This window comes from Rhizobium lentis, assembly GCF_014200175.1.
GTDB classification, from domain to species: domain Bacteria; phylum Pseudomonadota; class Alphaproteobacteria; order Rhizobiales; family Rhizobiaceae; genus Rhizobium; species Rhizobium mulingense.
Genome location: NZ_JACHBD010000019.1, coordinates 13,457 through 29,528 on the forward strand (window position 1 = coordinate 13,457; position 16,072 = coordinate 29,528).

Genomic DNA, 16,072 nt, shown 5'->3' on the forward strand with positions numbered 1-16,072 from the left:
CGGCCCTGCGCTTGCGCTCCGCGTTCGTCGTTGCAATCGATTCACTGGATCGATTGCTCCCTCTCCGCGGGGCCGCTGCTCACTCTTCACTTTCGCTTCTTCCGTGGGCCCAGTCCATGTAGAGCTCCAACGCCTTGCGGGTGACGGGGCCTTCCTGGAAATCGCGGTCGTCGAGGCGGGTGACGCCGACGACTTTGGAATAGTTGCCGGTGGTGAAGATTTCATCGGCGGCCAGGAAATCCTCGACGGCCAGGGTTGCTTCCACCACGTCGAAACCGGCCTTGCGGAGCAGGCCGATGACGCGGGCGCGGGTGATGCCGGCGAGGAAGGTGCGATTGGCGGCCGGCGTCATCACCACGCCGTCGCGGACCATGAAGACGTTCGAAGAGGCGGTCTCGACGACATTGCCGTTCAGGTCGCGCACCAGAGCATTATCGAAGCCGCGGCTGCGGGCTTCGGCGATCATGCGGCCGCTGTTCGGATAGAGCGAACCGGTCTTCGCCTCGGTCATCGCCGTTTCCGGCGACGGGCGGCGATAGGGCGAAACGGTGAGGCTGCTGCCGCCATGACGCCCCATCGGCGCCTCGAACAGGCAGAGCGCGAAGCGGGTCGATGCCGCGTCGACAGAGACGATGCTGCCGGGCGAACCGTGTTCGCCCCAATACATCGGCTTGATGTAGATCGCCGTCGCACCATCGAATTTGCCAACGCCTTCCCAGGCGAGCGCGACGATCTCCTCGGCCGACTTCACCGGCTTCAGGCCCATGGCGAGCGCCGAGCGGTTGATGCGCTGGCAATGCAGATCGAGATCCGGGGCGATGCCGTCGAACCAGCGGGCGCCGTCGAATACCGTGGAGCCGAGCCACATGGCATGCGAGGTCGGCCCGATCAGCGGCGGATTGCCGGGAAGCCATTCCCCATCGACGTGAGTCCAGGTGGTGGAACGCGGTGATGTATCGACGGCCATTGCTGCTCTCCCTTGCATATCCGGGAAAGCAAAAGCCCCGGCGGCAAGCCGGGTCAAGGACAAATCCCGGCCGCAAATACGGAAGCAAGAAAATGCCGGGGGATGGCGCCGGGCCGCAATATTCGTGCGCGACAACTGCGGCGTGGGCGACGGGTGCATCAGCAAAAATGATGGAATCTCTGTTGGAATGGCTGCCTGCCGCATGGCATCATGGACGCTTGAGCGGAGAGACGTGAAGGAGGACGCCGATGAAAGCCATGTATTACGAAGCCTTCGAGCAGGCCCCCGAAATCCGCACCCTCCCCGATCCGACGCCGACAGAGGATGGCGTCGTCATAGCGGTCGGCGCCAGCGGGCTCTGCCGCAGCGACTGGCACGGCTGGATGGGGCACGATCCCGATATCCGCCTGCCGCATGTGCCGGGGCACGAGCTTGCCGGAAAAGTCGTCGCCACCGGCCGCGGCGTGATGCGCTCCAAGGTGGGCGACCGGGTGACCGTGCCCTTCGTTTCCGGCTGCGGCCATTGCAGCGAATGCCATTCCGGCAACCAGCAGATCTGCCCGAACCAGTTCCAGCCGGGCTTCACCCATTGGGGCTCCTTTGCTGAATATGTGGCGATCGACTATTCCGACACCAATCTGGTGCATCTGCCGGATACGATCGACGATGCGACGGCGGCAAGCCTCGGCTGCCGCTTCGCCACCTCGTTTCGCGCCGTCGCCGACCATGCGCGCACCGGACCCGGCGAATGGATCGCCGTGCATGGCTGCGGCGGCGTCGGCTTGTCGGCGATCATGATCGCCACTGCGCTCGGCGCCAACGCGATCGGCATCGACATATCGGAGGAGAAACTCGCCTTTGCCAGAGAGTGCGGGGCGGTGGCGACGGTCAATGCCTCAAGCGTTGCCGACGTGGCCGAGGCGGTGCGCGAGATCACCAAGGGCGGCGCGCATGTCTCGATCGACGCGCTCGGCCATCCCACCACCTGCTTCAACTCGATCAAGAACCTGCGCCGCCGCGGACGTCACGTGCAGGTGGGGCTGATGCTTGCCGAGCACGCGACACCGCAAATCCCGATGGCTCAAGTGATCAGCAACGAGCTGGAGATCTACGGCAGCCACGGCATGCAGGCCTGGCGCTACGACGCCATGCTGTCGATGCTGGCAGCCGGCAAGATCGCGCCGCAAAAGCTGATCGGACGGCGCATCAGCCTCGAGGAGGCCGTGCCGGCGCTGATGGTGCTCGACAAGGCGGAGGGGACGGGAATCAGCGTCATCACGCAGTTTTCGTGAGAGAAGTCCGGCCTCTCGCCTGTGGCAAGCACGGGAGGCAGAAAACGGCGTTTATCTCTTCCTCCGACTGAAGAGGGAAGCAAGGCGAGTGCTACACGCCTCTTCTCCCCAGCGGGGAGAAGGTGCCGGCAGGCAGATTAGGGGGTGCGCGGCGAAGCCGCGATGCGCTGAACGCAAGCGAAGAGCAATAGATAGGATGTGCCGTGTGGCCCCCTCATCCGACCCTTCGGGCACCAGCCTGGGCGAGCCGCGGGTCTCGCCCGTCCTTCGGACTGCAAAGAGCGCGCGCCAATGGATCGCGCCTTCGCCGAGGCTCCAGTGGCGTCGGACGGCCGGAACAGCCGCCGCGTTCTGTGCGCCTCTTCTGTGTCGCCGGAATTAGGCGCGGGCGGCCGGAAATGCGGCCGTCGCAGCCGGCGGGCCTTGCGAAAATGGCCGGCGGCACCGATATCGCCGTCACCGGCTTGCCGACGGAGATCGTCGCAAGCCACGACGACAGGGCTGTTGTTAAAGGCGGCGGCAAGCTTTAACGGCTGCCGCGCAAACAAAAACCAAGAAGAAGAAAGAGACATGATGTCCAACTCATTTGTGACAATGCCTGCCGGCGAAGAGGCACGACGCTTTTTCGTCCTCGGCGACCGGATCGAACGACAGGTCCGCATCCGCGGAACCTGGCTCAACGTCTTCGACGTCACCGTGCCGCCCGGCAGCCGGACACCGAAACATGCTCATGCAAGCCCTGAGGTGTTCCGCATCCTTGAGGGATGCCTGACGATCTGGCGGCTGACCGACAACGGCCCCGAGGAGATCGAGGCCGGCGCCGGCGACATCGTCACCATCGCGCCCTTCATGGTGCACGGCTACGCCAACCGCGGAAACGTTCCGGCGGTGTTTTCCGCTGTCGTCGATCGCGACATGGCTGAATTCATCGAAGCGGAAGGCGCAAGCGAGCCACCGCAGACCAGCCCTTCGGCGGAAACCATCGCCCGCATGACGGCGGCCGCCAATGCCTATGGGATTACCATCCTGGCGGCGTGATGAGACCTTCCGCCTGGTTCGCGCTTGCCGTCTCAGGCATTTCCAAAGACTGAGGGAACCGACATCGATCTTAAACGACGATGGAAGACGATCGGCGATGCGTATATATAGCCTCGTCGAACGCCTCGCCGCGTCGCCTGATTAATAACGAATAGGGTCCCTGTGTTTCTGGAAATTGGAATTGTGGCGTTTCTCACCATTCTCAATGGTGTGCTCGCCATGTCTGAGCTGGCTGTCGTGTCTTCTCGAACAGCCCGCCTGAAGGTTCTCTCCGACAATGGCAGCAAGGGTGCGGCCCAGGCCATCAAACTTGCCGAAAACCCCGGCCGCTTTCTCTCCACGGTTCAGATCGGCATCACCCTGGTCGGCGTTCTCTCAGGCGCCTTCTCAGGGGCCACGCTCGGCGGCCGTCTGTCCGGATGGCTGGAAGCACAGGGAATGTCGGCGGCGGCGGCCGACGCTGTCGGCGTCGGTTCGGTCGTCGTCGCGATCACCTATCTCTCTCTCATCGTCGGCGAACTTGTTCCGAAGCAGATCGCGTTGCGGGAACCCGAAGCAGTCGCGGCGAAGGTCGCACCCGCCATGGCGGTGCTTTCAAGAATCGCCCTGCCCCTCGTGTGGCTTCTGAACACCTCCGGAAACCTGGTTCTCAAGCTGCTGGGCCAGACAGGAAAAAGCGGCGATAACGTCTCCGACGAGGAGATCAAGACAGTTCTGGCCGAGGCGCAGTCCGCGGGCGTGATCGAAAGCGAAGAGTCCGCGATGATTTCAGGCGTCATGCGGCTGGCGGATCGCACCGCCCGGGCGCTTATGACGCCCCGGCGCGACGTCGAAATCATCGATATCGACGACAGCCTTGACGAAATTCGCGCTCAGCTGCACCGGACGAAGCGGTCTCGGCTGCCCGTTCGAAAAGGCAGTTCGGACGAGGTAATCGGCATTCTTCCGGTCAAGGATTTCTACGATTCGATGTCCGAACACGGCAGTGTCGATATCAAGGCCCTGACGCAAGACGTTCCTGTGGTTTCAGACCTTTCAACCGCCATTCATGTGATCGAAGCGATCCGGAAATCGCCGGTACACATGGTGCTGGTTTTTGACGAGTACGGCCATTTCGAGGGAATTGTTTCGTCGGGCGACATTCTGGAAGCGATCATGGGCGCTCTGCAGGAGGGGCCGGTCGACGAGCAGGCCATCGCTCGCCGCGACGACGGCTCCTACCTGGTGTCCGGCTGGACGCCGATCGACGAATTCGCCGAATTCCTGAATCTCAAGCTCGACGACGATCTCGAATATCAGACTGTGGCCGGCCTGGTGCTGGAAGAGCTGAAACATCTGCCGGAACTGGGTGAGAGCTTCACGCGAGACGGATGGCGCTTTGAAGTCATCGATCTCGACGGCAGGCGCGTGGACAAGATACTTGTGTCTGCGGCGTGAAAGCCGGCGCCTTGAGATCGTCAAGCTCGACGAAGGGACACCGACAGGATCGGCATCCGCCACGGGAAATGTGGTCTGACATCGGGAGGTACGCCATGGCATGGTCCGCCAGCCAATATGTGAAATTCGAGGACGAGCGCACGCGACCGGCGCGTGATCTCCTGGCGCAGGTGCCGCTGCAGAGCATCGGCCGCGCCGTCGACCTCGGCTGCGGGCCAGGCAATTCGACCGAACTCATCATCGAGCGTTATGGCGCCGAAGGCGTCTCCGGCCTCGACAGCGACGTCAATATGCTGGAGGCGGCCCGCAAGCGGCTTCCCGGCATCGCCTTCGTCGAGGCGGATCTTGGCAGCTGGCAGCCGAAGGAACCCGCCGATCTGCTCTTTGCCAATGCCGTCTTCCAGTGGCTTCCCGATCATCTCGACATTTTCGAGCGGCTGATGGACGGCCTTTCGAAAGGCGGCGTTCTTGCCGTGCAGATGCCCGACAATCTCGGCGAACCCTCGCATCTGGCGATGGAAGAGAGCGCCCATGCCGGCCCGTGGAAGGCCGCCTTCGAGGAAAAGGGCGTGCGCCGCCAGCCATTGGCTCCGCCCTCCGCCTATTATTCCAGGCTGATTGCCAAGGCGGCGCGCATCGATATCTGGCACACCATCTACAATCACCCGATGGCGGATGCGGCGGCGATCGTCGAATGGGTGAAAGGCACCGGGCTGATGCCCTATCTCGCCCATGCCGGCGAGAGACATCGCGAGGCATTCCTGGCCGATTATCGGGAACGGGTGGAAAGGGCCTATCCGAAGCTGTCGGACGGGCGGGTGCTGCTGCGGTTCCCGCGGATTTTCATGGTAGCGGTGAAGAAATAACCGGCTGCGGCCCGATGCTCACTCGCACCAATGGTTTCGCAGCTTGTGTCGATCAATCTGTCGCTGCCCGCGGAGCCGCTGCACATTTCCGCGCAACGTGCATTCGTCTAGTTAACGGCAGCCAATCCGCCCGCCAACAGCGCATCCAGTTGGGCAATCTCAGCTGCGGTCAGGCTGATACCTTTGGCTTCCGATTGGATGCGCGCGGCGAAGCGGCGCTGCGACGGAAGCCGCGCACCTTGTCCGACGATCGTTTCGAAGAGCACTTCGGCGCGCGCGAATGGGTCGCCGGGGCGGCCTTTGGCGAAGGCTTCGGGTGACATTGCAATGATCAGTTCGCCATGGAACGGCGCCAAGATCGTCGTGCCGAGGTAGTCTAGAACCTCGGGGCTGGTGAGATCGCCGATCATGATGCCGGCGAGCAACTCTATCATGGTGGCGATGGCGGACCCCTTGTGGCCGCCGAAGGGCATCATTGCACCTTCGAGGGCAGCAACCGGGTCAGTGGTTGGATTGCCGGCAGCATCAATCGCCCAACCTTCCGGCAGTTGCTTGCCGGCGCGGCGGTGCAGTTCGATCTCGCCGCGGGCGGCCACCGAAGTGGCAAAATCGAACACATAGGGCGGCTGGTCCTTGCGAGGCCAGCCGAAGGCAAACGGATTGGTGCCGAGCAGAGGCTTGCTGCCTCCGGATGGGGCAACCGTCGCATAGCTCGGGCACATCGCCAATGCTGCCAGACCGCGCGCGGTTACCGCCTCGACCTCTGGCCACAGGGCCGAGAAATGCGAGCAGTCGTTGATGACCATGGCGGCGATGCCGAGCCGCGTTGCGCGTTCCGCCAGCGCGGGTACGCCGAGTTCAAACGCCGCATTGGCGAAACCGCCCTGCGCATCGACTCTGACGATGGCGCTGCCGTCATCCGGCGCGAGAGCAGGAACGGCATCGGGCTTCACCTTGCCGGCCTTTACCGTGCGCAGCGCACCCTCGATGCGGTAAATGCCGTGCGACTTGCAGGCATCGCGTTCTCCGGCCACGATGACATGCGCCAGAGCCGCCGCCTGGATCTTGTTCAATCCTGCGCGCTCGAAGATGGCAAGGACTCGATTTTGCAGAGCTTCCACGCTCATCATAACGGCTTCAGTCATGCGATTCTCCATCCGAAATTAAGCTCGGTTTTCGCCGCCCTGCCTTCTTTGAGCGCCACACGCGGCAAAGTCTTCAACTGTCCTGCAGCCCAGTTGCGCCATCGTTGCCGTTAGTGCGACTTTCAGGATGTTCATCAAATGATCGCCGCCGCGACGCCCATGGCGGCAGAGGCAAACAGCAGGACGCCCTGGCGTTCCGTCGCGGCGACGGATTGCCTCGATCAGGGTTCGCTGGAGGTCATCGCGCCCAGCAGTTTCGGCAGGTCGCCGAAGCGTGCGACGAGACTGAAGACGATCGCTGCCGTCGCCACAAACAGGACCGTCACCGCCGCCATGGTCGGCGTGTAGCCGTAACGCAGCGAATTGAAGATCTTGATCGGCAGCGTTTCCAGCGTGAAACCGACCGTCATGTAGGCAACGATATATTCGTTGAGCGACAGCACAAAGGCAAAAGCATAGCCGGACACGATGTAAGGCGAGATCAGTGGCAGAACGACGGTTCGGAACACGGCACGATCATCGCCGCCCAAGGTCGAGGCGGCCTCCACGAGCGAGCGGTCGATGGCCGAAAAGCCGAGCGAAATGGTCACCAGCGGCAGCGTGACGAAGAAGATGGCGTGGCCGATCACCGCCGTCCAGGGCTGGCCGTAAAATCCGGTCGTGGCCCAGAAAGTCAGCAGGCCAAGCGCCGTGATAACCGGCGGCAGGGTAAAGGGCGCCGCGCCAAGCAACTGGAAGATGTTGGCCCAGGGCGCGTAGCGGCGCCAAAGGAACCAGGCGAGCGGCAAGGCGATCAGCACCGCCAGCGCCGCCGACGACAGCGCCAGTACAAGTGACGCGATTAGCGCGTTGCGCCATTCCATGTCGAGAAAGATCTGACCGTACCAGCCGAGCGAGAAGCCTTGCGGTGGGAAGGTGAGGCTCTGCTTGGCGTTGACCGACACGCCGGCGACGACGATCAGCGGCAGAGCGAGAAACAGCCCGACCAGCCCGAAAAAAACGTTGCGGAGAATGGTCATGCGACGGCCCCTCCCCGGCGGCCAACGAGAAGGGTCAGCGCGACAAGGCCCAGCGTCACCAACACCAGGAACACCGCCATCGCAGCCGCGAAGGGCATGTTCGATTGATAGATCGCCTGGTCGGTAATGTGCACGGAAAGGGTCCAGTGCTGCGGGCGGCCGAGCAGTTGCGGCAACAGATAGGACCCGAGCGCGAAGATGAAGACCATGATCAGCGTGGCGACGATCGTATCGCGCAGCGCCGGTACTACAACGGTGAAGAAGGCTTTGACAGGCGAAGCGCCGAGCGTGCGCGCGGCCTCAGACAGGGTCGGATCAAGCCGCACCAGCGCCGGGTAGAGCACCAGGACCGTATAAGGGAAGGCCTGATAGACCATGCCGGTGAATACGGCGCCGACGCTCGGTGTCAGGGCGACTGGTTGCTGCATGAGGCCGAGCCACACGAACAGGTTGGTGATGCCGGCCGTGCGCGAAAACAGCGTCGACCAGGCGAAACCGATGATTACTTCGGACAGGGACAGGATCGAAAGGAGTGCGACCAGCCAGACCACCTGGGTGCTCCGCTTCATCCGGATCAGCAGATATGTGAAAGGCAGGGCCAGAACGACACACATAACGGCCACCGCAATCGCAAGGATCAGCGAGAAGCTGAGCACGCCGCCGAAGAAGGCCGAGAGGAAGCGGACATAATTGTCGAAGACAAAATCAGGCGTGTAGAAGCCGCCCTGCTGGCGCTTGAAGAAGCTGACGGAAATCATCGTGCCGAAAGGCACGACAAAGAAGACGATCAGCATGATCGCCGGGAAGGCTAGTGGGGCATAGTCGCCAAGCGTCCGCGGGGCATCGCGTCTCATTGCTCGAGCACCACGCAGTCCTTGTCGGTGAGCGCAATGCCCACCTTCTGACCCACCGCGACGTCAGGGCGCTCGCGCGGCGTAGAGACCGCAATGAACTGCTGACCGCCGACATTGACAAAGGTTTCGATGACCCCGCCGAGATCGCGCACAAAGGTGACCTCGCCCGTCAGTGCACCGGCCTTCGGCGGGCCCAGGCGTACATCTTCCGGCCGGATCGAGAGCGTGGCGCGCTCGACGCCCGCCGACAGCGACAGGGCGGTGACTGGCTGCCCCAGTATATTGACCGCGCCGCCCTCTCGCCTGGCTTCGACCAGATTTGTCTGGCCGATGAAATCAGCGACGAAGCTGTCTGCCGGTCGACGATAAATTTCGGTCGGCGACGCCGCCTGGCGTATCTGACCGCCGTTCATGACCACGACCGTATCGGCCATGGTCATCGCCTCACGCTGGTCGTGCGTCACGGCAATCGTGGTGATGCCGAGCCGCTGATGAAGCTGGCGGAGCTCCACCTGCATGGCTTCGCGCAACTTGGCGTCGAGCGCCGATAGTGGCTCGTCGAGCAGGAAGAGTTTTGGCGAAATCGCCAGTGCCCTTGCGATCGCGACGCGCTGCCTCTGGCCGCCAGAGAGTTTCGACACGGCGCGATCAGCGTAACCCGGCAAATAGATCATCGCCAGCAGCTCTTCGACCCGCGTCGCCTGCTCTTCCTTGGAACGGCCGCGAATGCGCAGTGGATAGGCGATATTCTCGCCAACAGTCAGGTGCGGGAACAGCGCCAGCGACTGGAAGACCATGCCAAGCTCGCGCTGGTGCGTCGGCGTCCTGGTGATGTCGTTTCCATTGAGCGTGACGCGGCCCGCTGTCGGCAGATCGAGACCTGCGATCATGCGCAGTAAGGTTGTCTTGCCGCAGCCGGAAGGGCCGAGCAGACAGACGAACGCGCCGTGCGGCACCGTCAGGTCGACATTGTCGACGGCGCGAAAGGCGCCGAATTCCTTGACGATATTTTGTAGCGTGAGTCCCGACATATGCCTCTTCCTAACCGGATGGGCGGGCCCCCGACGAGGCCCGGGAAAGAACGATCAGTGTCAGCCGGCGATCATTTCCGTCCACTTCTCGTTCAGCCAGTCGGCCTTGGAGGTGTACATGTCGTAATGCGGAATAATCGGTTCGATGTCGGAAGAAACCGCCGCAAATTCCTTCTCGTTCAGGTCGGTCGTTTCGCGCTTGACCGTTGGCGACGTGCCTACCTTGCGTGACAGCACAGCCTGGACAGACGGCTGACACATATAGTCGATGAAGATATGCGCCTCTTCCGTCTTCTTCGACGCCTTCGACAGCGCCCAGGAGCCTGCGTCCTGAATGCCGCCCTCCTTCGGGAAGGTCGAGCGAACGGGCTGGCCGTCCGCGGCGGCGAGGCCGGTCACGTCATGATAATACTGTCCCATCGGGATCTCGCCCGACTTTAGCGCCTGTTCGAACTGCGCCTCGTCGCGATACCACAGGCGGACATTCGGCTTCAGCTCGGCCAGCTTGGCGAACACCTTGAGGATGTTCTCCTCGGTGTCGAGCGCTTGTGCGCCGCCGAAATAGGTCTTTGCCGTCACATCGAGCAGGAATGAGTTGGAGACGAGTGCCAGCAGACCAAGCTTGTCGGCATTGGCGGGATCCCACAGTGCGGTCCAACTTGTCGGCGCTTCCTTGTAAACATCGGTGTTGGTTACCAGCGTGATGAACCACGAGACTGCCCCGATGCCGGCAACCCGGCCATCCGGATATTTGTTGATGAAGCGCTCAAGCAGATTGCTGGAATTCTTGATCTTGGCAATGTCGAGCGGAGCCCATAGTTCTGTGGCCTGCCCCTTGCGCATCGCCACCTGCGACATCATCGAAACGTCTGCCGGCGCCTGGCCTGCCTGGGCTGCCTGCTGCATCTGCACCAGCCAGGCCTCGCCGGTCGGCTCTGCGATGGATTCAACAGCGATGCCGGTTGCCTTGGTGAACTCCGGAAAGATGTTCTTGTCGAACGAGTTCTTGAAGTAGCCGCCATAAACGCCGACCTTCAGCGACTTGTCCTGGGCGCGCAGCACATGCGGCATTGCCAGCATGGCAACGCCCGCACCGATGCCGACGCCGAGCACGGTGCGGCGGTTCATTGTCAACTTCGTCATGGTCATTCTCCTCACCGATGCGGCGCCGCCGCTTCCCTCTGTCAATCTAATCGAGGCCTTTGCAGCCTTCTTGTCATTCCGGGCCGCCTTGAGCTGCGGCCAAGGCCGTCAGGCTGCGCCGCGGATTGCCGGGCTGAACACCATCAGGCTCAATATTTCGAACAGCATCTGCGCGCCGGCATGAGCCGTGTTGGTGGTCGCGTCATACTGCGGCGCGACCTCGACGACATCGCCGCCGACCAGGTTTACGCCCTTGAAGCCGCGTATCAGCTCCAGGACTTCGCGGGTGGTGAAACCACCGATCTCCGGCGTGCCGGTGCCCGGGGCGAAGGACGGATCGAGGCTGTCGATATCGAAGGAAAGATAGGTCGGCCCGTCGCCGATGACGGCCTTCGCCTTTTCGATAATCGCAGGGATGCCCATCGCTGAGATCTCCTCGGCATGGATCACCGTCATGCCCGAGGCGTAAGAAAACTCCCAGAGATACTCGGCCGAGCCGCGAATGCCGATCTGAACCACGCGCGTCGGGTCGAGCACACCGTCCAGCACCGCGTTGCGGAACGGGCCGCCGTGGTGGAACTTGGTCAGGTCGTAAGCGCCGCCGGTATCGCAATGGGCGTCGATATGGATCATGCCGACTGGCCGTTCCTTGCCGACGGCTCGCAGAATCGGATGAGTGATCGAGTGGTCGCCGCCTACGGAGAGCGGCAGAACGCCTGCCGCCACGATCTGCGCCACGCGTTTTTCGATATCCTCGTGCGACAATTCCAGCCGGTAGCGGCTCTGAAACGCCACGTCGCCAATGTCTGCCACGCGCAGTTCCTGAACCGGCGCGCAGCCGAGCACGTGATTGTAAGGCCCGATGCGCTCAATGGCGCGTAGCGCGCGCGGCCCGAAGCGTGAGCCCGGGCGATTGGTCACGCCAAGATCCATCGGCACGCCAAGGATCGCCACCTGCAAGTCGCCGAAGTCCGGGTTTTCGTTGTCGACCTGCATGAGCGGGGCGGAGAGGAATGTCGGGATGCCTGAATAGGGCGCGAGCCGGGTGCCGCTCTTGTTGAAGATCTTCTCGGCCACCTTGCGGAACTCGGGGTCGTGCAGCTCCCCGCCGTGGCTCTCGCCATATTTGGTTCGGAGTTCGGAAAGCTTGGTTTCATTCCAGGACATGGCGGCCTTCTCGAGTGCGATGATGCTGCTATCAGATATGGAATTCAGTCGTCCTCGGCTGCAGCTCTGCGGCAGAGCCCCGATGGCTTCTTCCGATCATTGAACGGCAAGCTTGCTGGAAAATCAATTGATATTAATATGCAGTTTCGTGCGAGTTTTTCTCACAGGTCCATCATGTCCAGCCGCCTTCCGCCACTCAACCCGCTACGCGCCTTTGAGGCCACTGCCCGTCATGGATCGGTTTCCGCCGCGAGCCGCGAGCTGAATGTCACCCACGGCGCTATCAGCCATCAGATACGCACATTGGAGGAATCTCTCGGCGTGCGCCTGTTCGAGCGCGGCGGCAAATGGCTGAAGCTGACAAGCCAGGGCGCATTGTTGATGCCGGTCGTCTCCAACGCGTTTTCGGAGATCGCAGCAGCGAAAGCCGCGATGACCCGGCCAGCGACCGGCGGCACGCTACGGGTGACCTGCGTTGCGGCAGTGCTATCGCTCTGGCTGATGCCGCGGCTGCAGGAGTTCACCGATCAATATCCCGACATCCAGCTTGACCTGCGCGCCTCGAATGACCCGAACAATCTGAGCTCCCCGGATGTCGACCTGTGCATTCTCTACGGCAGCGGCAATTGGCCCAATTATTGGTCGCGCCTGTGGAGCCGGATGGAGCTCTTCCCTGTCGTCAGCCCGGCACTCATGAACAGGCGGCCGCTGCGTTCCCTGCGCGATCTGCGCGACCACATGCTCCTGAACGCCGATCGCGGCAATGAATGGAACACCTGGCTTGCGGCCGCCGGCGTTGCGATGCCGGCGCGCCAGCACATGATGAGCGACGCGCGCCTGTCGATCGAGGCGGCCATGCACGGCCATGGCGTGGCGCTCGGCGACAATATCACCACCGCGCACATGATCGCACGGGGCGAGCTGATCGCGCCATTCGACCTTACGGTTCCGGCCAACGACGCGGTCTATGTGGCCTGCCGAACCGAGGCTCATGCAACGCCGATCGTCCGTGTCTTCATCGACTGGTTCTATGCTTCGCTCGTCCATAACTGAGGGCTGGTTAATTGATCGGGCGCCAACCATGACATTGCACACCTCTCGCAACCAGCGGGTCTGGCCACCGCTGGCCCGTAATGTCAAATGCCTGTTACCCCTCGCCGCCTATGTTGCGGCGGAAGCGGCAGGCTTTATAGTCGGACACAAATCTCGGAGATGACACATGAACGCTGCCCCCACCCCGCCGGTCACCCTTGTCATCTTCGGCGCCACGGGCGATCTGACGCGCCGCCTCCTGGTGCCGGCGATCATCAACCTGACGCGCCAGCGCCTCGTTGGTGAGGATCTCAGTATTCTCGGTATCGGCATCGAGCCGGGCGACGATGAATTCCTGCGCGGGCGGCTCGACGCATTCCTCAACCACCTCAACGGCGATGAGCAGTCGGTCAAGGACGAAGCCTGGGAGAGCCTGCGCCCGCGCATAAGCTACACATCGGGTGATTTCACCAAGGACGAAATTTTCCTCGAGATCGGCAAGCGTCTGGGGCCGGATGCCAATGCCGCCTTCTATCTTGCCGTGCCGCCGTCCTTCTTCGGTTCGATCGTCGAGAAGCTCGCCGCCCATGGCCTGACCGACGAGAAGGATGGCACTTTCCGCCGTGTCGCCATCGAGAAGCCGTTCGGCACCGACCTTGCCTCGGCACGGGCGCTGAATGCCCAGATCCTCGCCCAGATCGAGGAAAGCCAAGTTTACCGGCTCGACCATTTCCTCGGCAAGGAGACGGTGCAGAACCTGATGACGGCGCGTTTTGCCAATATGATAATCGAGTCACTGTGGAACAGCCGCTATATCGATCATGTGCAGATCACCGCCGCCGAGATCGTCGATGTCGGCAGCCGCGGCAAATTCTACGATGCCACAGGGGCGCTGCGCGACATGGTGCCGAACCATCTCTTCCAGCTGCTGGCGATGATCGCCATGGAGCCGCCGAACAGCTTCGACGCCGAAGCGATCCGCAACGAGAAAAGCAAGGTGCTGAAGGCGCTGCGCATCTATACGCCAGAGGAGGCAAAAACGCATGGCGTGCGCGGCGCCTATACGGCCGGCCGGCTCAACGGCGTCGAGCTTCCTGCCTATCGCGACACCAATGACGTCTCGCCGGACAGCCGGACCGAGACTTATGTGGCGCTGAAGCTCTATGCCGATACCTGGCGCTGGGCGGGCGTACCCTTCTATCTGAGAACCGGCAAGGCGCTCACGGCGCGCGACACCGAGATCGTCATCACCTTCCAGCCGGTGCCCTTCGCGCAGTTCCGCGAGACCGAGGTCAATCGCCGCCTGCCGCCGAACCGGCTAGTGATCCAGGTTCAGCCGGATGAGGGCATGAGCATGGAGATCTCGATCAAGTCGCCGGGGCTTTCGGTTGATACCACGCCGGTTTCCCTCGACTTCCGCTATGCCGACAAGTTCGATATCGGCAAGACCACAGGCTATGAATCGCTGCTCTACGACCTCTTCATCGGTGACCAGACGCTCTTCCAGCGCGCCGACGGCATCGAGGCCGGCTGGGCGGCGGTGCAGCCCTTCCTGGACATCTGGGCTGGGGAGACGAGCACGCCCGAAGCTTACGCGCCGGGCAGCATGGGACCGGCCTGCGCCGATGCGCTCATCGAGCGCGACGGGCGCAAGTGGCACGAACTCGGCGTCGTCCTGCACCAGGATGGCAAGAACGGCAAAGAGAGCCTTGCCTGATTACTGACCTTCGCGGCATGCGGGGTTGACGGAAGCGCCGCTATTGCCGCCCTGCGTAGCAAGCGCGCCGCGGGCCTTGCGCGGCGGACAGCGCGCCCAGTCGACGCGGCCGCTCGGGGCGCCGTTGCCGACGCTGCCGGTTTCGATCGAGTCGAGCGGGATGACCAGCCCGGTTTGCGGCTCGGCGCCCGGCGCCGTGCCGAGCGGCGGCGTGCCGTCGATCCGGCCGCTGGCATCCATGCCCATGTTCGACTGGGCGAGGACCGGCGTGGAGAGGCTGAGGAGAGCAATCGACGTTGCTTCAATAAACCTGCGCATGATGCTGTTCCTTCTGATGTCGGCGATGTGGCAGAAACAGCAAATCTACTCCCTTGTTCCCTATGGAGCGAGTAAGGACGATCAAAGTTTGGCGAGCAGATCAAAACGTCCTTCGGGCTCAATCAAGCCAGGGTGACAGCACCGTCTCGAGGCCCGTCGGATAGAGATCAAGGCCGGAGTCACGCAGCATATCGCGGCCGAACCAGCGTGCCGTCGCCGCCGTCTCGTCCAGCTCGGAATAGCGGATTTCGTCACGATCGTAGAGGGTTTTATCGGCCAGCTCGATATCGGCGGCGAAGATGAATTCGTGGCCGATTGCGCCATGGTGTTCGAAGATATTTTCGAGAAGAATCCAGGGTCCGACGATGCGGATTGCCGTCCCGAGCTCCTCCCGGAATTCGCGTTGCAGCGCCTGCTCGCGTGTCTCGCCGAATTCGATCGAGCCGCCGAGCGGCCGAACACCCTTGATGCGGCCGCCGTCATCCTCCACTTCCGCGGCGAGCAGCCGATCTTCCCTCCAGGCAAGGCCGATCACTTTCACCCTGATCTGCTGCGGCGGGCGCCAGACGGTCATGCAGCTCTCCTTCGGGGCGCTGACAAATAGAAAAGCCTCGCAGCGAATACCGCGAGGCTCCTCTGTTCCGCCAACGTTTAAACGAACTGGCTGAGCCCCGGAACCGAGGCGACGACCTCGTCGACGACCTCTTCGCCGGCATATTGCTTGGCGATGGCGATGGTTTCCTTGGCGAGCGAAGTGATCTCGCCCATGCCGAGGCCCTCGCCCATCAGCTGCTGGCCGAGGCCCATGATGCCGCCACCGCCGAGAGAGCTCATCAGCCCGCCAAGCAGGCCGCCACCGCCGGCACCGGCGCCGTTGAACTGGGCGACGAGATCAGCGCCGCCGGGGATCGCCTCGATCATCCGCGCGACTGGGCCGTCTGCCGCCTCGCGCTGCAGGAAGCCGAGCATCATGCCGAGCGCCTTTTCGGCCAGATCCGGCGCAATACCCACGCGATCGGCGATCTGGGTTACAATTTCATTCATGT

General features: G+C 62.6%; 17 protein-coding genes. 7 read left to right on the forward strand and 10 right to left on the reverse strand.

Features of this window, described 5'->3' with window-relative positions; translation table 11 throughout:
* Positions 1–79 precede the first annotated feature (79 nt).
* Positions 80–967 carry a branched-chain amino acid aminotransferase gene (locus GGI60_RS29005; protein ID WP_183919786.1) on the reverse strand — a complete coding sequence of 296 codons (888 nt, stop codon included), beginning with the start codon at positions 965–967 and terminating at the stop codon, positions 80–82.
* A gap of 248 nt (positions 968–1,215) precedes the next feature.
* Between GGI60_RS29005 and GGI60_RS29010 the strand changes: the two genes are divergently transcribed.
* From GGI60_RS29010 to tam, 5 genes are all read left to right on the forward strand, one after another.
* Positions 1,216–2,259 carry a zinc-dependent alcohol dehydrogenase family protein gene (locus GGI60_RS29010; RefSeq protein WP_183919788.1) on the forward strand — a complete coding sequence of 348 codons (1,044 nt, stop codon included), beginning with the start codon at positions 1,216–1,218 and terminating at the stop codon, positions 2,257–2,259.
* Between the two features lie 398 nt (positions 2,260–2,657).
* The gene (locus GGI60_RS32550) at positions 2,658–2,789 is read left to right on the forward strand and encodes a hypothetical protein (RefSeq protein WP_281414071.1); all 132 of its coding nucleotides are present in this window, start codon (positions 2,658–2,660) and stop codon (positions 2,787–2,789) included.
* 40 nt (positions 2,790–2,829) lie between these two features.
* Positions 2,830–3,297, forward strand: a complete 468-nt coding sequence (locus GGI60_RS29015; RefSeq protein ID WP_183919790.1) for a cupin domain-containing protein — start codon at positions 2,830–2,832, stop codon at positions 3,295–3,297.
* Between the two features lie 162 nt (positions 3,298–3,459).
* The gene (locus GGI60_RS29020) at positions 3,460–4,734 is read left to right on the forward strand and encodes a hemolysin family protein (RefSeq protein WP_183919792.1); all 1,275 of its coding nucleotides are present in this window, start codon (positions 3,460–3,462) and stop codon (positions 4,732–4,734) included.
* Positions 4,735–4,829: 95 nt separating this feature from the next.
* Positions 4,830–5,600, forward strand: a complete 771-nt coding sequence (tam, locus tag GGI60_RS29025; RefSeq protein WP_183919794.1) for a trans-aconitate 2-methyltransferase — start codon at positions 4,830–4,832, stop codon at positions 5,598–5,600.
* 107 nt (positions 5,601–5,707) lie between these two features.
* Here tam and GGI60_RS29030 read toward each other — a convergent pair whose 3' ends face one another.
* From GGI60_RS29030 to speB, 6 genes are all read right to left on the reverse strand, one after another.
* Positions 5,708–6,745, reverse strand: a complete 1,038-nt coding sequence (locus GGI60_RS29030; RefSeq protein ID WP_096765031.1) for an Ldh family oxidoreductase — start codon at positions 6,743–6,745, stop codon at positions 5,708–5,710.
* Between the two features lie 221 nt (positions 6,746–6,966).
* Positions 6,967–7,764 (reverse strand): ABC transporter permease, encoded by a 798-nt coding sequence (locus GGI60_RS29035; protein WP_183919796.1) that lies wholly within the window; start codon positions 7,762–7,764, stop codon positions 6,967–6,969.
* Positions 7,761–8,618 (reverse strand): ABC transporter permease, encoded by an 858-nt coding sequence (locus tag GGI60_RS29040; protein WP_096765029.1) that lies wholly within the window; start codon positions 8,616–8,618, stop codon positions 7,761–7,763. Before GGI60_RS29040 ends, GGI60_RS29035 begins: the two co-directional genes overlap by 4 nt.
* On the reverse strand, positions 8,615–9,649 hold the full coding sequence (locus tag GGI60_RS29045; protein WP_183919798.1) for an ABC transporter ATP-binding protein: 1,035 nt from the start codon (positions 9,647–9,649) through the stop codon (positions 8,615–8,617). The genes GGI60_RS29040 and GGI60_RS29045 overlap by 4 nt, the downstream gene beginning before the upstream one ends.
* Before the next feature lie 60 nt (positions 9,650–9,709).
* Positions 9,710–10,792 carry a PotD/PotF family extracellular solute-binding protein gene (locus GGI60_RS29050; RefSeq protein WP_183919800.1) on the reverse strand — a complete coding sequence of 361 codons (1,083 nt, stop codon included), beginning with the start codon at positions 10,790–10,792 and terminating at the stop codon, positions 9,710–9,712.
* Between the two features lie 108 nt (positions 10,793–10,900).
* Complete coding sequence (speB, locus tag GGI60_RS29055; protein WP_183919802.1) at positions 10,901–11,959, reverse strand: agmatinase; 1,059 nt, start codon at positions 11,957–11,959, stop codon at positions 10,901–10,903.
* A gap of 174 nt (positions 11,960–12,133) precedes the next feature.
* On the opposite strand from speB, the gene GGI60_RS29060 reads away from it, so the two are divergent.
* Together GGI60_RS29060 and zwf are read left to right on the forward strand one after the other, a co-directional pair.
* Entirely contained in the window at positions 12,134–13,012 is an 879-nt protein-coding gene (locus tag GGI60_RS29060; RefSeq protein WP_183919805.1) for a LysR substrate-binding domain-containing protein, read from the forward strand.
* A gap of 166 nt (positions 13,013–13,178) precedes the next feature.
* Positions 13,179–14,708, forward strand: coding sequence for a glucose-6-phosphate dehydrogenase (zwf, locus tag GGI60_RS29065; RefSeq protein ID WP_183919806.1), 1,530 nt, complete (start codon positions 13,179–13,181; stop codon positions 14,706–14,708).
* Here zwf and GGI60_RS29070 read toward each other — a convergent pair whose 3' ends face one another.
* From GGI60_RS29070 to GGI60_RS29080, 3 genes are all read right to left on the reverse strand, one after another.
* Entirely contained in the window at positions 14,709–15,026 is a 318-nt protein-coding gene (locus tag GGI60_RS29070; RefSeq protein WP_183919808.1) for a hypothetical protein, read from the reverse strand.
* Between the two features lie 118 nt (positions 15,027–15,144).
* A complete protein-coding gene (locus tag GGI60_RS29075) occupies positions 15,145–15,600 on the reverse strand; it encodes an NUDIX hydrolase (protein WP_183919810.1) in 456 nt (151 codons plus the stop codon).
* Positions 15,601–15,677: 77 nt separating this feature from the next.
* A complete protein-coding gene (locus GGI60_RS29080; protein ID WP_004679798.1) occupies positions 15,678–16,070 on the reverse strand; it encodes a hypothetical protein in 393 nt (130 codons plus the stop codon).
* Positions 16,071–16,072 lie beyond the last annotated feature (2 nt).

What these genes read in the sequence shown, in the direction of transcription:
- GGI60_RS29005 (WP_183919786.1), bottom strand. Translation starts at nt 967, where the DNA reads ATGGCCGTCGATACATCACCGCGTTCCACCACCTGGACTCACGTCGAT.
- GGI60_RS29010 (WP_183919788.1), top strand. Translation starts at nt 1,216, where the DNA reads ATGAAAGCCATGTATTACGAAGCCTTCGAGCAGGCCCCCGAAATCCGC.
- GGI60_RS32550 (WP_281414071.1), top strand. Translation starts at nt 2,658, where the DNA reads ATGCGGCCGTCGCAGCCGGCGGGCCTTGCGAAAATGGCCGGCGGCACC.
- GGI60_RS29015 (WP_183919790.1), top strand. Translation starts at nt 2,830, where the DNA reads ATGATGTCCAACTCATTTGTGACAATGCCTGCCGGCGAAGAGGCACGA.
- tam (WP_183919794.1), top strand. Translation starts at nt 4,830, where the DNA reads ATGGCATGGTCCGCCAGCCAATATGTGAAATTCGAGGACGAGCGCACG.
- GGI60_RS29030 (WP_096765031.1), bottom strand. Translation starts at nt 6,745, where the DNA reads ATGACTGAAGCCGTTATGATGAGCGTGGAAGCTCTGCAAAATCGAGTC.
- GGI60_RS29035 (WP_183919796.1), bottom strand. Translation starts at nt 7,764, where the DNA reads ATGACCATTCTCCGCAACGTTTTTTTCGGGCTGGTCGGGCTGTTTCTC.
- GGI60_RS29040 (WP_096765029.1), bottom strand. Translation starts at nt 8,618, where the DNA reads ATGAGACGCGATGCCCCGCGGACGCTTGGCGACTATGCCCCACTAGCC.
- GGI60_RS29045 (WP_183919798.1), bottom strand. Translation starts at nt 9,649, where the DNA reads ATGTCGGGACTCACGCTACAAAATATCGTCAAGGAATTCGGCGCCTTT.
- GGI60_RS29050 (WP_183919800.1), bottom strand. Translation starts at nt 10,792, where the DNA reads ATGACGAAGTTGACAATGAACCGCCGCACCGTGCTCGGCGTCGGCATC.
- speB (WP_183919802.1), bottom strand. Translation starts at nt 11,959, where the DNA reads ATGTCCTGGAATGAAACCAAGCTTTCCGAACTCCGAACCAAATATGGC.
- GGI60_RS29060 (WP_183919805.1), top strand. Translation starts at nt 12,134, where the DNA reads ATGTCCAGCCGCCTTCCGCCACTCAACCCGCTACGCGCCTTTGAGGCC.
- zwf (WP_183919806.1), top strand. Translation starts at nt 13,179, where the DNA reads ATGAACGCTGCCCCCACCCCGCCGGTCACCCTTGTCATCTTCGGCGCC.
- GGI60_RS29070 (WP_183919808.1), bottom strand. Translation starts at nt 15,026, where the DNA reads ATGCGCAGGTTTATTGAAGCAACGTCGATTGCTCTCCTCAGCCTCTCC.
- GGI60_RS29075 (WP_183919810.1), bottom strand. Translation starts at nt 15,600, where the DNA reads ATGACCGTCTGGCGCCCGCCGCAGCAGATCAGGGTGAAAGTGATCGGC.
- GGI60_RS29080 (WP_004679798.1), bottom strand. Translation starts at nt 16,070, where the DNA reads ATGAATGAAATTGTAACCCAGATCGCCGATCGCGTGGGTATTGCGCCG.